At 58.2% G+C, this 15,000-nt stretch carries 14 protein-coding genes; 9 read left to right on the forward strand and 5 right to left on the reverse strand.

Going from position 1 to position 15,000, the window contains the following annotated elements; genetic code table 11:
- The first annotated feature begins 220 nt into the window (after positions 1–220).
- The 5 genes from ACZ89R_RS01070 to ACZ89R_RS01090 all read left to right on the forward strand — a co-directional run bounded on the left by ACZ89R_RS01070 (position 221) and on the right by ACZ89R_RS01090 (position 3,811).
- The gene (locus ACZ89R_RS01070) at positions 221–937 is read left to right on the forward strand and encodes a helix-turn-helix transcriptional regulator (RefSeq protein ID WP_007937821.1); all 717 of its coding nucleotides are present in this window, start codon (positions 221–223) and stop codon (positions 935–937) included.
- Positions 938–989: 52 nt separating this feature from the next.
- Positions 990–1,331 carry a nuclear transport factor 2 family protein gene (locus tag ACZ89R_RS01075; RefSeq protein WP_218394755.1) on the forward strand — a complete coding sequence of 114 codons (342 nt, stop codon included), beginning with the start codon at positions 990–992 and terminating at the stop codon, positions 1,329–1,331.
- 153 nt (positions 1,332–1,484) lie between these two features.
- Positions 1,485–2,603 carry a cell division protein ZapE gene (gene zapE, locus ACZ89R_RS01080; protein ID WP_429547038.1) on the forward strand — a complete coding sequence of 373 codons (1,119 nt, stop codon included), beginning with the start codon at positions 1,485–1,487 and terminating at the stop codon, positions 2,601–2,603.
- A gap of 18 nt (positions 2,604–2,621) precedes the next feature.
- Entirely contained in the window at positions 2,622–3,203 is a 582-nt protein-coding gene (locus ACZ89R_RS01085; protein ID WP_429547037.1) for a DinB family protein, read from the forward strand.
- 116 nt (positions 3,204–3,319) lie between these two features.
- Positions 3,320–3,811: a GNAT family N-acetyltransferase gene (locus ACZ89R_RS01090; protein ID WP_429547036.1), complete on the forward strand. Its 492-nt coding sequence runs from the start codon at positions 3,320–3,322 to the stop codon at positions 3,809–3,811.
- A 189-nt stretch (positions 3,812–4,000) separates the two neighbouring features.
- On the opposite strand, the gene ACZ89R_RS01095 is transcribed toward ACZ89R_RS01090, so the two are convergent.
- Positions 4,001–5,746, reverse strand: a complete 1,746-nt coding sequence (locus tag ACZ89R_RS01095) for a phosphoethanolamine transferase CptA (protein ID WP_429547035.1) — start codon at positions 5,744–5,746, stop codon at positions 4,001–4,003.
- Positions 5,747–5,941: 195 nt separating this feature from the next.
- Positions 5,942–6,124, reverse strand: coding sequence for a DUF6026 family protein (locus ACZ89R_RS01100; protein WP_008069248.1), 183 nt, complete (start codon positions 6,122–6,124; stop codon positions 5,942–5,944).
- Positions 6,125–6,396: 272 nt separating this feature from the next.
- Between ACZ89R_RS01100 and gnd the strand changes: the two genes are divergently transcribed.
- Genes gnd through ACZ89R_RS01115 form a run of 3 tightly spaced genes read left to right on the forward strand, consistent with a single transcriptional unit; the run spans position 6,397 to position 9,715 of the window.
- Positions 6,397–7,377: a phosphogluconate dehydrogenase (NAD(+)-dependent, decarboxylating) gene (gnd, locus tag ACZ89R_RS01105; protein WP_429547034.1), complete on the forward strand. Its 981-nt coding sequence runs from the start codon at positions 6,397–6,399 to the stop codon at positions 7,375–7,377.
- Positions 7,374–8,897: a glucose-6-phosphate dehydrogenase gene (gene zwf / locus ACZ89R_RS01110; RefSeq protein ID WP_429547033.1), complete on the forward strand. Its 1,524-nt coding sequence runs from the start codon at positions 7,374–7,376 to the stop codon at positions 8,895–8,897. The genes gnd and zwf overlap by 4 nt, the downstream gene beginning before the upstream one ends.
- Positions 8,894–9,715: an HAD family hydrolase gene (locus ACZ89R_RS01115; protein ID WP_429547032.1), complete on the forward strand. Its 822-nt coding sequence runs from the start codon at positions 8,894–8,896 to the stop codon at positions 9,713–9,715. The genes zwf and ACZ89R_RS01115 overlap by 4 nt, the downstream gene beginning before the upstream one ends.
- 137 nt (positions 9,716–9,852) lie before the next feature.
- Here the strand turns inward: ACZ89R_RS01115 and nhaB are convergent, their stop codons facing one another.
- From nhaB to ACZ89R_RS01130, 3 genes are all read right to left on the reverse strand, one after another.
- Positions 9,853–11,355 carry a sodium/proton antiporter NhaB gene (nhaB, locus tag ACZ89R_RS01120; protein WP_429547031.1) on the reverse strand — a complete coding sequence of 501 codons (1,503 nt, stop codon included), beginning with the start codon at positions 11,353–11,355 and terminating at the stop codon, positions 9,853–9,855.
- Positions 11,356–11,432: 77 nt separating this feature from the next.
- Positions 11,433–12,722, reverse strand: coding sequence for an NHL repeat-containing protein (locus ACZ89R_RS01125; RefSeq protein WP_429547030.1), 1,290 nt, complete (start codon positions 12,720–12,722; stop codon positions 11,433–11,435).
- Between the two features lie 279 nt (positions 12,723–13,001).
- Complete coding sequence (locus tag ACZ89R_RS01130) at positions 13,002–13,265, reverse strand: hypothetical protein (protein ID WP_429547029.1); 264 nt, start codon at positions 13,263–13,265, stop codon at positions 13,002–13,004.
- Between the two features lie 342 nt (positions 13,266–13,607).
- Here ACZ89R_RS01130 and ACZ89R_RS01135 point away from each other — a divergent pair, with 342 nt between their 5' ends.
- Complete coding sequence (locus ACZ89R_RS01135) at positions 13,608–14,933, forward strand: sigma-54 dependent transcriptional regulator (protein WP_429547028.1); 1,326 nt, start codon at positions 13,608–13,610, stop codon at positions 14,931–14,933.
- Positions 14,934–15,000 lie beyond the last annotated feature (67 nt).

Below are 15,000 nucleotides of genomic sequence, written 5' to 3' on the forward strand. Positions count from 1 at the left end.
AATTGTGGGAGCGAGCCTGCTCGCGAAAGCGGTGTGTCAGTTACATCAATGCTGGATGTGCTGTCGTCATCGCGAGCAGGCTCGCTCCCACAGGGGAATGTTGTGATCATGAGATTGGGTGTGCACTGGGGTGCCGAACGCCGGGTCAATCGCTACTGCCAGTTTCTGACAACAGCCTCTGCTAAGCTCCGACGACTTTTCAGGAAAGAGCCTGCCGACCGTGTCGCGAACCAGCCGTTTACTGACTTTGTTACAAGTGCTGCGGGGCAAAAGTCGTCCGGTGACGGCGGCGACATTGGCCAGCGAACTGGAGATTTCCGAACGCACGCTGTACCGCGACATCGCTGAACTCACCGCGCTCGGCGCACCGATTTTTGGCGAGGCGGGGATCGGCTATGTGTTGCGCAGCGGTCTGTTTCTGCCGCCCTTGATGCTCAATGCCGACGAAACCGAAGCCATCGTGCTTGGCTTGCGTTACGTGGATCAGCGTGGTGATGAGGTCTTGAGCAAAGCCGCGGCCGATGCTCTGGCGAAAATCGCCGCGGTACTCGACCCCACGGCCCAGGACGCCTTGCGCAACCCGACAGTGCTGCCGGGGCCGCCGGGTTATGGCTATCCGCAAAATGCCGTGCCTTTGAACGTGTTTCGCCAAGCCATCCGCGATCAGGCCAAGCTGCACATCGACTACGCGGACGCCAATCAGGTGCCGAGTCAGCGGCTGATCTGGCCACTGGCCCTGGGCTTTCTCAACGAGGTGCGGATCATCGTCGCCTGGTGTGAGTTGCGCAGTGCCTATCGCACGTTTCGCACCGACCGGATCTCGGCCGCCAGCGAGCAGGGCGAACGCTATCCGGGGCGGCGCAGCGACCTGCTGCGCACCTGGCGCAAGCAGATGCAACTCGACGAAGCAGGGCGTTTCACTCCTGACAAGAATTGACACAGGCTTGTTTTAGCATGGCGCCAGAATCAACTCACAAGGAGCCGTAAACATGTCCAATCCAGCCTCTTCACTGGCCCCCGCCATCGCCGCCTACATTGCCGCTGCCAATGCTCGCGACACGTCGAAGGTTGCCAGTTTTTTCGCTGAGGATGCCAACGTGTTCGATGAGGGGCAGCATCAGGTCGGCACACAAGCCATCGCCCAATGGATGCAAGACACCGCACAACGTTATCAGCCCCGGGTCGAGGTGCTCGACGTTCAGCTGCGCACCGGCAAAGTGCTGGTGCACAACCTGATCTCCGGAACGTTCCCTGGCAGCCCGCTGGAACTGCGCTACATGTTCCGCCTCAATGAACAGGGCAAGATTGCCCGGCTGGACATCTCGCTGTAACCCGGGCTATGTCGCGCTGCTTAACCTGTGGGAGCGAGCCTGCTCGCGATGACGGCGGTACATTGAGCATCAATATTGATCGACCCGCCGCTATCGCGAGCAGGCTCGCTCCCACAGGGGTTGAGCTTCGCTAGCTGCTATATACTGCCGCGCATGAATGTCGACTCTCCCTTAAGCGCCTGGCAACACGCCATCGAACAGAAGGGCTTCGTCCAGGACGAAGCTCAGGAACATGCCGTGTGGGCGTTGCAAAAATGCCATGAAGCCTTGCATGAAGGCCGCGCGTCCATTACCGGTGTGTACCTCTGGGGGCCGGTCGGGCGGGGCAAGACCTGGTTGATGGATCAGTTCTACCAAAACCTGCGCGTCCCGGCCCGACGTCAGCACTTTCATCATTTCATGGGCTGGGTGCATCAGCGCTCCTTTCAATTGACCGGCACCGCCGACCCATTGAAAGCGCTGGCCCGCGAGCTGAGCCAGGAAGTGCGGGTGCTGTGTTTCGATGAACTGTTCGTCAACGACATCGGTGACGCGATCATTCTCGGACGTTTGTTTCAGGTGATGTTCGAGCAGGGCGTGGTGGTGGTCTGCACCTCCAATCAACCGCCGGATCAGCTGTATGCAGATGGCTTCAATCGTGACCGGTTCGTGCCGGCTATTGCTGCAATCAAACAACACATGCAAGTGATTGCGGTGGATGGTGGGGAAGATCATCGTCTGCATCCTGGCGCCGGTCTGCAGCGTTACTGGGTGAACGTACCGGGTCAGCCCGGCGCGCTGAGCGAGGTGTTCAAGGCCTTGACCGTCGGCCAGTCGCTGGCCAGCGATCCGGTCAAGATTGGCTACCGTTCGGTCAATGTTATGCAGGCCAGTCAAACCGTGCTCTGGTGCCGTTACGCCGAGCTCTGCGAGCAGCCATTTGCCGCCATGGACTTCATGGCCCTGTGCGACACTTTCAGCGCTATTCTGTTGAGCGACGTGCCCAACCTCAGCGCGCAAAAACGCGAAGGGCGCATCGCCCGCGGCACTGAAGACGGCGTTGAGCGGGTGGCGGCGGGGGATCGTGAGTTGCCGCAGTTGTCGGTGCATGACGATGGCGTGCGGCGGTTCATCGCCCTGGTGGACGAATGCTACGACCGCAAGGTGCCGCTGTACCTCGAGGCGCAGGTGCCGATGGAGGCGTTGTACACCGAGGGCTATCTGGAGTTTCCGTTTCGTCGCACCCTTAGTCGCCTGCAGGAAATGCAGCTCAAACGTTTCGCCGAGGTTTGATATCCGGGAGGAGCGAACATGAATCAGCCCTTGTCCCACCATTTGCTGACCATGGCCTATCAGAACGCTTGGGCCAATCACCGACTGGCCAAGGCCTGGCTTCAGCTAAGCCCGGCCGAACTGGCAGCGCCGCGAGTCAGTTTCTTTCCCAGCCTCATCGCGACCCTGAATCACATCCTGACCTGTGACTGGTTCTATGTGGATGCACTGGAGCGGGAGTTGCGCGGTGACGAACCGCATCCCGATTGCTACGTGTTTTTCAACGAAGACGAGCCGTTCGCCCACGGCGCCGATCTCAAACGCGAGCAAGCCCTGGTGGACCGTCGACTGATTGCCTACTGCGAGCAACTGCGCGACGCAGACCTCGGACGGCTCGTGACCATCGCGCGCGACACCCCGCAACATGACAGCCGTTTGCGCATGCTGTCCCATTTGTTCGAGCATCAGATTCATCATCGCGGGCAGGTTCACGCGATGCTCAGTGGCACGTCGGTCAAGCCGCCGCAACTGGACGAGTTTTTCTGTGCCGGTGAGGCAAAGCTGAGGGCTGAGGATTTTGCTGAGTTGGGATGGACCGAGTCATTGATCTGGGGCGTTTGAGAGAGAACGATCACAACAGGATCCGGTTGTCGGCACCCCTGCACTCGCGATAAGGTCGTCAGACCTTTCAGCGCGCAAGAAGCGAGCTGGGGCAACTTGTGTGATTGAGGGTGGAAATGGAATCCGCAGAAATTCTTGTGCTTCAGGCCAGCTACACCAACCCGGTGCATGCCGAGGCGATTTGTCTTGTATTGAACCACTACGCCGAAGACCCAATGGGCGGCGGTCACCCGTTACCCGCCGATAGATTGCGACAACTGCCGGGGGAACTGGCCAAACGTCCCCATGCCTTCAGCGTACTGGCGTTTGTCGGCGGCGAGCCGGCAGGGTTGGTCAACTGTTTTGAAGGTTTTTCGACCTTCGCCTGCCGGCCGCTGGTCAACGTGCACGATGTTGCCGTGGTGTCGAAGTTTCGCGGGTTGGGGCTGAGTCAGAGGATGCTGCACAAAGTCGAAGACATCGCACGCCAGCGCGGCTGCTGCAAAATCACTCTGGAAGTACTGGAAGGTAACGCGGTGGCTCAGGGGGCTTATGGCAAATTCGGTTTTGCGCCAGGCATGTTCGACCCGGCGCATGGCCGGATGCTGTTCTGGATCAAAGCGCTTTAATTCGCAGTCCATTTTGGGAGCGAGTTTGTTGTGGAATGGGCTTTTGTGGCGAGGGAGCTTGCTCCCGTTGGGTCGCGCAGCGACCCCTGCATTTCAAAATTAAACCGCATATAAAGGGTTTACGACTGCTTCGCAGTCGAGCGGGAGCAAGCTCCCTCGCCACGCAAGCCCGCTCCCACATGAGTGCAACTACTGCTGAACGACTTCCGGCGTGATAGGTGCGCCCTTGGGTTTCATCAGGCTGAAGTCGATCAACGGCCTCTGCTTACGCGCATAAGGGTCACCGATCATCAATGGCCGAGGCTTGAAGCTGTCGCTGACCAGGCTTTTGCTGCGGTCCAGTTCATCGAAATTCAGGCCGGCCAGATCCGCCCATGTGTGAATCAGTTGCGAGCTGCTGTACGGCCGGCTCAGATCGCCGGCAAAACTCCAGTCATGGGTTTCGCGCCATTTCGGCGAAGCCCACGCCATGAACGGAATGGTGTACATCGGCGCCGTCGGCTTGCTCTCGTTGCGGCCCAGGGTTTTATGGCCAACGGAGTCGAAGACGTCTTCACCATGGTCAGAGAGGTACAGCAGGAAGCCGTTCGGATCAGACTTGGCGTAGTCCTTGATCAGGCTCGACACCACGAAGTCGTTGTACAGCACTGCGTTGTCATAGCTGTTGTACGTCGGCACCTGATCGTCACGCACGCCGTCCGGAACGCCTTTGCGGTCAGTGAACTTGTTGAATGTCGGCGGGTAACGGTACTGGTAGCTCATGTGCGTGCCGAGCAAATGCACAACGATCAGCTTGCGTGGCGCTGCATCGGCCAGGGCCTTGTTGAACGGTTCGATCACGTCGCCATCGTACTGGGCGGCGTTCTGGTTGCGGTTGTTGTTCAGGTACACCTGCTCGTCGGCCTGTTCGGAGAAGGTCGTGAGCATGGTGTTGCGCTTGGTCATGGTCTGCTGGTTGGTGATCCAGAAAGTCTTGTAACCCGCCTGTTTCATCATGCTGACCACCGACGGAGTGGACAGGTAGAGGTCGGGGTTTTCTTCGTCGGCGAACGTCAATACCTGCTGCAACGCTTCGATGGTGTAGGGACGCGGGGTAATGACGTTATCGAAAACCGCCAGTTGATCCTTGAGCTTGTCCAGCTCCGGCGTGGTTTGCCGAGGGTAGCCGTACAGGCTCATGCGCTGACGGTTGGTGGACTCACCGATTACCAGCACCAGGGTCGCCGGCTGATTGGCCATCGAATCGGTGAGGTTCTTGAGCGGTGGAATTTTGCTGGCGCTGTGAAGCATGTCTTGCATGCCGGCCAGGGTATCGAGGTAGCGGTGATAGGCCACGGCCATCTGCCAAGGCACGGCGGGCTCGATGCGGGTTTCGAACTTCTCGAAGCCGCCCGCCAGGCTGCCGCTGCGTGCGGTGTGCTTGATTAGCGGGTAACCGACCACGGCTAGCAGAATTGCCGTCGCCGCGACCAATGCCTGGCCGCGTGGCAGGTATACCGGGCGCAAACGGGTCCACAGGAAATACGCGAACGCGGTGTGGGCGAGGAACGCCAGTACCATCCACCAGGCAAAATACTGGGTCATGTACTCGCCGGCTTCAGACACGTTCGATTCGAACATGATGAAGATGACGCTCTGGGAAAATTCCTGCTGATAGATGAAGAAATAACCGAGGCTGGCCATCGAACAGGCCCACAGCACCACGCCGATCAGTGCGGCCATCACCCGTGTTTTTCTGGGGAACAGCAGCATCGGCGCGAGCCAGATGGCGCTCATCACAAAGGCCTGGCGGAACCCGGTAAAACCGGAGGTGCCCGTCAGTTGAATCAGCAGTTGGGTAATGCCCGAAAAATACCAGAAGAACAGAAATAACCAGAGAAATCCTGCCCAATCAAAACCTTTCGCAGACGTTTTGCTGCGTTTAAACAAAGCCATTCAGCACTCCAGCCTGATAATTACTTCGGCCGTCGGCACTCCCTGTCGCAGACGAACGGGCGCCGCGTGGATACCGAGCGGCCACAATGAGCCGGAGTATCAACAAGAAGGTGTGAAAACTTTGTGAGTTGCCAGAGCTGGCAGGGTTGCAGCGAGTCGGAAACAGCAGCGACTGCTTCCGAGTCAAACGAGGGGTCAGGCGTGGGGGGCGCGTTGGGTGACGGGCAAGGGCTGAGCCTGATTGCCTTGGGTCAGCAGGCGCAATTGGGCGACTTCCCGCTTCAACTGGTCGCGCTCATCTTTCAACTGGCGCAGTTCATCGCGACGGATCGTGACGTAAAGGGTTTGTGCTGGCAGTGCTGTGTGTACGGTGCCCATTGCTCACCTCGCAAATGGCTGTCTCAACTATAAGTTCGCTCCCGATTTCGGGTGCTCACTTACTATCGGCGCCGATTTTGATTTCTTTTGCCCCTGAAGGGAACTTTTTTATTTTTCATGGTCGTTGTGTCTTCGGTACGATTCCCGACGTTATCAGTCTGGATCGGGCACAATGCCCGGAAACTTCATCCCCATACGCTGGACTAACTCGAATGAGTCGCGTTGGGCTATAACCTTTGACACACTTTATTTGTAGTAGGGAGCATCAGTACATGCAACTCGGGATTATTGGACTGGGCCGCATGGGCGGTAATATTGCGCGGCGCCTGATGCTCAACGGACATACCACCGTTGTTTACGACCGCAATAGCGCCTTTGTCGATACCCTGGCTGAAGAAGGCGCCACCGGTGTTGCCGACTTGCCAGCCCTGGTCACTGGCCTGGCCAAACCACGCGCGGTGTGGGTCATGCTGCCCGCCGGCGCACCGACCGAAGACACCATCGACACCCTGAGTACCTTGCTTGAAGCGGGCGATACCATCATCGACGGCGGCAACACCTTCTATAAAGATGACATCCGCCGGGCCAAAACCTTGTCGGAAAAAGGCCTGCACTACATTGACGTCGGCACCTCCGGCGGCGTCTGGGGCCTGGAGCGTGGCTACTGCATGATGATCGGCGGTGATGCCGACACTGTTAAGCGTCTTGACCCGCTGTTCGAAACGCTGGCCCCGGGCATGGGCGACATCCCGCGCACCAAGGATCGCCAGTCCGATGACGATCGCGCCGAGCGCGGTTACATCCATGCAGGCCCGGCTGGTTCTGGCCACTTCGTGAAAATGATTCACAACGGCATCGAATACGGAATGATGCAGGCCTTCGCCGAAGGCTTTGACATCCTCAAGACCAAAGCCAGCACCAACCTGCCGGAAGATCAGCGTTTCGACCTGAACGTTGCCGACATCGCCGAAGTCTGGCGTCGTGGCAGCGTGGTGTCGTCCTGGCTGCTTGACCTGACCGCCGACGCACTGGCCAGCGATCCGAAGCTCGATGGCTACTCAGGCTCGGTGGCTGACAGCGGTGAGGGTCGCTGGACCATCGAAGCCGCGATGGAGCAATCGGTGCCGGTACCGGTGCTGTCGAACTCGCTGTTCTCGCGCTACCGTTCGCGCGGGCAAGGCACCTTTGGCGACAAGATTCTCTCGGCCCAGCGCTTCGGCTTCGGCGGCCATGTGGAGACCCCGAAAAAATGACCCATGTGATCCGCAGGAAATCCAAGGCAGAACCCGCACCGCCTACCACGCTGTTTCTGTTCGGTGCCCATGGTGATCTGGTCAAGCGCCTGCTGATGCCGGCGCTATACAACCTGAGTCGCGACGGTTTGCTGGGAAATGGACTGCGGATCATCGGCGTTGATCACAACGCTATCAGTGACGAAGCCTTCGCCAAAAAGCTCGAAGATTTCATTCGGGTGGAAGTGGCGGCCAAGGTTGGCAAGGGCGATCAAGCCCTTGATCCGGCGTTGTGGGCCAAACTGGCCAAGCACATCAGCTATGTCCAGGGCGACTTCCTTGACGAACGCACCTACGAAGCGCTGGCGGCGAAAATCGCCGCCAGCGGCACGGGCAATGCGATTTTCTACCTGGCCACCGCACCACGTTTTTTCAGTGAGGTGGTGCGGCGTCTCGGTGCTGCCGGATTGCTGCAAGAAACCCCCGATGCCTTCAGAAGGGTGGTGATCGAAAAGCCTTTCGGCTCCGATCTGCATACCGCAGAAGCCTTGAACGCGTGCTTGCTCAAAGTGATGACGGAAAAGCAGATCTACCGGATCGATCACTATCTGGGCAAGGAAACCGTGCAGAACATTCTGGTCAGCCGGTTCTCCAACAGCCTGTTCGAAGCCTTCTGGAACAACCATTACATCGACCATGTGCAAATCACCGCCGCCGAAACCGTCGGCGTGGAAACCCGTGGCAGTTTTTATGAGGTCACCGGCGCCCTGCGGGACATGGTGCCCAATCACCTGTTCCAATTATTGGCGATGGTGGCCATGGAACCACCGGCTGCTTTTGGCGCCGATGCGGTACGCGGCGAAAAAGCCAAAGTTGTCGGCGCGATCCGCCCCTGGTCGACCGAGGAAGCGCGAGCCAACTCGGTGCGCGGCCAATACACCGCCGGCGAGATTGGTGGCGAGCCGCTGCCCGGTTATCGCCAGGAAGCCAACGTGGCACCCGACAGCACGACCGAAACCTATGTCGCGCTCAAAGTGATGATCGACAACTGGCGCTGGGTCGGCGTGCCGTTCTACCTGCGCACCGGCAAGCGCATGAGCGCGCGCGACACCGAGATTGTCATTTGCTTCAAGCCGGCGCCGTATGCGCAGTTCCGCGACACCGAGGTCGATGAGTTGCAGCCGACCTACCTGCGGATCCAGATTCAACCCAACGAAGGCATGTGGTTCGACCTGCTGGCCAAGCGGCCGGGGCCGGCGTTGAACATGGCCAATATCGAGCTGGGTTTTGCCTACAAGGATTTCTTTGAGATGCAGCCATCGACCGGCTATGAAACCCTGATCTACGACTGCCTGACCGGCGATCAGACGCTGTTCCAGCGCGCCGACAACATCGAGAACGGCTGGCGCGCCGTGCAGCCATTCCTCGATGCCTGGCAGCAGGACGCAACGGTTGAGAACTACGCGGCCGGCGAAGACGGACCTAAGATTGCTGATGAGCTGCTCACCCGCGATGGTCGCGTCTGGCACAGCGTCGGATGAGTGAGATAACGCAACAGCCCATCCGTTTTCTGCTCAGCGACATGGACGGCACGTTACTGCTCCCTGATCACAGCCTCAGTCAGCGCACGATCGAAGCGGTCCGCGCCTTGCGCGAGGCTGGCGTACTGTTCAGCCTGGCCACCGGACGTCCGCCCAAAGCCATGTTGCAGCAGATCGAAGCCCTGGGTGTTGATCTGCCGACGGCGGCCTTCAATGGCGGCACCCTCGTAAACCCGGACGGCAGTGTGCTGGTTGCACATTATTTGCCGGCAACGGCGGCGCTGACGGCGCTGACACTGTTTACCGATCAGCCGGACATTGAAGTCTGGGTGTTCAGTGGCGGCGACTGGCTGTTGAAAGATCCGTACGGCCCGATGGTCCCGCGAGAGCAGCACGGCTTGGGTTATCCGCCGGTGGTGGTCGAGAATTTCGAGCCTTACCTTGCACGTATCGACAAAATCGTCGCGGCCAGCAATAACGCCGAACTGTTGATCGAACTGGAAGCGCAGTTGCTGCCCAAGGTCGAAGGGCAGGCGCAGGTCTCGCGTTCACAACCGATCTATCTGGACGTGACGGCGATGCTGGCTAACAAGGGCGAGGCATTGGCGACACTGGCCGAGTTTCTCGGGGTGCCGCTGGAACAGACCGCCGCCCTGGGTGACGGTGGCAATGACCCGGCGATGTTTCACCGGGCCGGGTTGTCGATCGCCATGGGGCAGGCGGAAGAGGCGGTGAAGCGTCAGGCCGACGTGGTGACCGGAGCCAATACCGAAGACGGCGCGGCCCGGGCGATTGAGCAATACATCCTCAAACGCTGAATACACAACCGATTGTAGGAGCTGTCGAGTGAAACGAGGCTGCGATCTTTTGATGTTGTTTTTAAAGAGCAAGATCAAAAGATCGCAGCCTCGTTTCACTCGACAGCTCCTACAGTCCTACAGTGAGTATTGCGGTGTTACAGCCAGTAGCTCACCGCATACCAGCCCAACACGCCCATCACCACGGTATAAGGCAACGCCATCCATACCATCCGCCCGTACGACAGGCGAATCAGCGGTGCAATCGCCGAGGTCAGCAGGAACAGGAACGCCGCCTGACCATTGGGCGTCGCCACGCTCGGCAGGTTGGTGCCGGTATTGATCGCAATCGCCAGGGTTTCAAACTGTTCGCGGCTCATGTGGCCGGCGAGGAACGCCTGTTTCACTTCGGTGATGTAAATGGTCGCCACGAACACATTGTCGCTAATGGCCGACAGCAAGCCATTGGCAATAAACAACATGCCCGGCTGTTGACTTGTCGGTAGCGCCAGCACCCACTGGATCAGCGGTGTGAACAGTTGCTGATCTTGAATCACTGCCACCACTGCAAAAAATACCACCAGCAGCGCCGTGAACGGCATGGCATCCTTGAAGGCGTTGCCAAGGCGATGCTCATCGGTAATGCCCGTGAATGCGGTGATCAGTACGATCACCATCAAACCGATCAAGCCGACTTCGGCGACGTGAAACGCGAGGCCGGCAATCAGAATCAGCGCTGCCGCGCCCTGAACCATCAACGCAGCGCGCTGACGTGCAGTGCGTGCGGCGTTGTCTTCGGCGGCGTAGTTGGCCAGCACCGTACGCACGTTGTCCGGCAGCAGCGTGCCATAGCCAAACCAGCGCAGTTTCTCCAGCAGTACGCAAGTCACCAGACCCGCTGCCAATACCGGCAACGACACCGGTGCGACCTTCAAAAAGAATTCGGCGAAGTGCCAACCCATTTCATGGCCGATCAACAGGTTCTGCGGCTCGCCAACCAGCGTGCACACACCGCCCAACGCGGTGCCGACCGCACCGTGCATCAGCAGGCTGCGCAGGAAGGCGCGGAACTGTTCGAGGTCGGCGTGATGGAGCGTGGGCAGGTGCCGGTCATCGCCGATTTCGCTGTCCTGACGCGGATCGCCACCCGAGGCGACACGGTGATACACCGAATAGAAACCCACCGCCGCGCTGATAATCACCGCAGTCACGGTCAACGCATCGAGAAACGCCGACAGAAACGCGGACAGGAAACAGAACATTAACGCCAGCAGGGCCTTGGAGCGAACACCCAACAACAAGCGCGAGAAGAGAAACAGCAGCAGGTCTTTCATGAAATAGATGCCTGCCACCATAAACATCAGCAGCAAGATCACCGGAAAGTTGTGCACCAGCTCATCATAGAGCACCTGGGGCGTGGTCATTTTCAGCAGCAATGCTTCGACCAGTAGCAACCCGCCGGGCATCAACGGATAACACTTGAGCGCCATGGCCAGGGTGAAAATAAACTCCAGCACCAATAACCAGCCGGCCGCCACCGGACCGACTGTCCACAACACCAGAGCGTTGAGAATCAGGAAGCCGACAATGCTCGCCTTGTACCAACGAGGTGAGTGCCCGAGAAAATTATGCGCGAAGGCCTGGGCCATGGAACCAGACATTGGCTACTCCTTGTATTAAGAAGCGCGCAAGTTGCCGTAAGAACAACAGAAGATCAAGTGCGGAAAACGACGTTGGCCTAACACCGATAACGCGCGACGACCGCGCGGCAGTTTCCGTCCAGTGAATAGCCGCCTATGACAATGCAACCGTTGGCCTGAATGGCCAATGAAGTGGCAGTATGCGAACCGCGACTCAGGTGTGTGCGACACCAGCCGATGCCCTTGGCAAAACTGCGATCCAGCTGCCCACTGGGTAAATATCGGGCAAAAACGAGATCAGCTTCGACCCCGCCGACCGTCGATCCAACTGTCAGCACACATCCATTCTGTTGAGTCTCGGCGGCGGTCCAGCGGCAACTGCTGCGGCCGACGCCTAATAGCTTTGGCTGACCACCGTTGCAATGAATATCGGGTCGGCCATTACTGTAAACTTTCAGAGACAGGCAGAGCATCGGGTCGCGACTGCTGCCAAAACAATGCAAGTCACCATTTTCATGCTGGACGATCTGGTTGATCTGAGCGCTGTGCTCCCGTGCCTTGATGGTCATGAAACCATCCACGGCGAAGCTGTCATCCAGTCGGCCGTCCGGGTGATAGCGCGCCAGCAGACCTTCCTCGGGAAAATTGATTGATCCACTCACCAGGATCCGACCATCGCGTTGCACCATCAGACTGCTGAGCCAAGTGTTCATCAACAAGTGCCGAATCATGACGAAACCGCGACCGTTGAAGCTGTCGTCCAGCGAGCCGTCGGAGTTGAGTCGTATCAGCATGCCGACGTGATCGGTCGGTTCGAAGTAATGATTGGCCAGCAGCAGGATTCGACCGTCGTCCTGCACACAGACATCACAGGCTTCGGCGCTCGGCACGCCGGGCGGTAACCAGGCGTCGCGAGCACCTTGGGAAAGATTACCCGGAAGGTGCACCACGCAACGTCCATTGTCGCCAAAGCCCTGGACCGGGCAGCCCTGCTGATCAAACATCGCCAGGGCGGGCAGCGTACGATGCGCATTCTCGTAGTGCAGGCCGGCCACCAGAATGTGCCCGTTGGGCAATGCCCGTACCTTGCCAGCCATGGCCTCGAAGCCGAGTGCGAACTGGCCGCTGATGCTGCCTTTTTTGCCGAATGCCAGATCCGCCGAACCATCTGCAAGCAGGCGGGCCAGGCCGAAGCGATAGCCGCCCGGCGTACCGACTTTTGCCGCCACCAGCAACCGGCCGACAGAGTCAATCGCAATGTCATTGGCCATGCTGGAGAGGCTGCCGGAAAAATACACTTGAGTCTTGCCGGTGCCAGCAAAACTCGCATCGAGCCGTTCAGCGCCATTCACGGTTGCAGGTAAGGCAAAAGCAGTCTGGGGTGACATGCATGCATCTCCTTGCCAGTCGTCCTGATCCGGGTGCCCGGAAGGTGACCGCCTGAGTAAAACATTCAATCCCTGAATGACTCGGCGCACAACTGTTTTCATGAGCCGGAGGGGGGGCGTTTTGTGCCAGAACAGTGTCTTTTCGAACCACTGAAAAGCCTGCCAAGTAAACCGGCGGTTAGAAGTTGAAACAGGGGAGGGTTTGCGCAGCTGACTGTAGAAAATCGTCAACTAAAAAGAAGGGGGCGCGGATTGCCGGGCGGCAATCCGCGAATACACTTAGTGCGGCATGGACCATGATTGCAATTTGTAACCTTCCTGGCTCAACTCGGCACGGGCTTCTTCCAGCACGTGTTCGAGTTGCTCTGGATCGGAATAGGCGCTGCTTGGAATTTGTTTGCGGCTGATGCGCGTGTTGGTGCGATCAATGATGGCCAGGTTTAGTTCGCTACCGTCTTGTAGAGCCCAGGCCACGCATTGAAAGGGTTGGAATGCGCGGTCGGCAATCAAAAGTGCTTCGTTGATACGGAGCGGGGCGTTCATGGGATCTTCTCTCTATATGCCCAAACAAGTGATGTGCCGTCGGTTGGGCTTACCGTTCGGCTGGTTACTTGTACTGATGTCCGCAACCGGGGTTTAGGTCACACACAATCGAAAGAAATTTTAACTTTCTTTGATTGATTCGATATTCAGGCCGCTTCTGAAAGCTGAATGAAAGGTTTAACCCGTTAGGCAACTAACCAACTGACTTCTTATAACTAATAAGCAAACAACCCTATAAGCAATCGATACAAGCTCGCGTCAAATTCTTGCTAGTGTTACATCGAAGCCCGCCAAATGACTGTTTTTACTAATATTTCCTAAATTTGGCGTCAAGGAACAGTCATGATCGAAGCGCCTGCCTTACGACGTCTTTTAGTAGTGGATCCTTGCGACGACTGCCACCGCTTGTTGCCGGGTTTACGCGCCGTTGGATGGGATGTTGACAGCTGTACGCTGGAAAACGCCACTGAACGAACCTGCGATGTTGGCCTGTTGCGTTTGCAGCCCTTTCATCTGGAGCGCCCGGAAGCCGTCAAGGAATTGATCACCCGTAGTGGTACCGAGTGGATTGCAGTGCTGAATCAAGAAGTTCTGCGATTACAAAATGTCGGAGACTTCGTCTGTGAATGGTTTTTTGACTTCCATACCCTGCCGTTCGATGTCTCACGGGTTCAGGTCACCCTGGGCCGAGCGTTCGGTATGGCACGCTTGCGCGGCCAGGGCACGGTTCATATCGATCAGCCTGAACATGAACTGCTCGGCGACAGCAAACCGATTCGCGAACTGCGCAAACTGCTGAGCAAACTGGCACCCACCGAATCCCCGGTGCTGATTCGCGGTGAAAGTGGGACCGGCAAGGAGTTGGTCGCTCGCACGCTGCATCGACAATCCCAGCGTCACAGCAAACCGTTCGTGGCGATCAACTGCGGGGCGATTCCCGAACACTTGATCCAGTCCGAACTGTTTGGCCACGAGAAGGGCGCCTTTACCGGTGCTCATCAGCGCAAGGTCGGGCGGATCGAGGCGGCTAACGGTGGAACGCTGTTTCTCGATGAAATCGGTGATTTGCCCTTGGAGCTGCAAGCCAATCTGCTGCGCTTCCTGCAGGAAAAACACATTGAGCGTGTAGGGGGCCACCAGCCTATTCCGGTGGATGTGCGGGTATTGGCGGCAACGCACGTCGACCTGGAAGCGGCCATCGAGAAGAAACGCTTTCGCGAAGATCTTTACTACCGCTTGAACGTCCTGCAAGTCATCACCGTGCCGCTACGCGAGCGCCATGGTGATCTCGCGATGTTGGCTAATCACTTTTCCCATTTCTACAGCCATGAAACCGGTCGTCGTCCGCGCAGCTTCAGCGAAGACGCGCTGATCGCCATGGGTAAGCACGACTGGCCGGGCAACGTCCGCGAGCTAGCCAACCGGGTACGGCGGGGGCTGGTTCTGGCCGAAGGACGGCAGATCGAGGCGCGAGACCTGGGGTTGCTCAGTCAACACGCCACCGCTTCGCCGATGGGCACCCTTGAAGACTACAAGACCCGCGCCGAGCGTCAGGCGTTGTGCGATGTGTTGAACCGGCACAGCGATAACCTGAGTGTCGCCGCCAGAGTTCTGGGGGTGTCGCGGCCGACTTTTTACCGATTGCTGCATAAGCACCAAATCCGCTAGGGCGGGTGAAACGAAAAGGCCCGCTGCGACTTCCATCGCAGCGGGCCTTTTCCATGGGGGTGAAACG

The organism is Pseudomonas sp. TE3728, assembly GCF_056279145.1.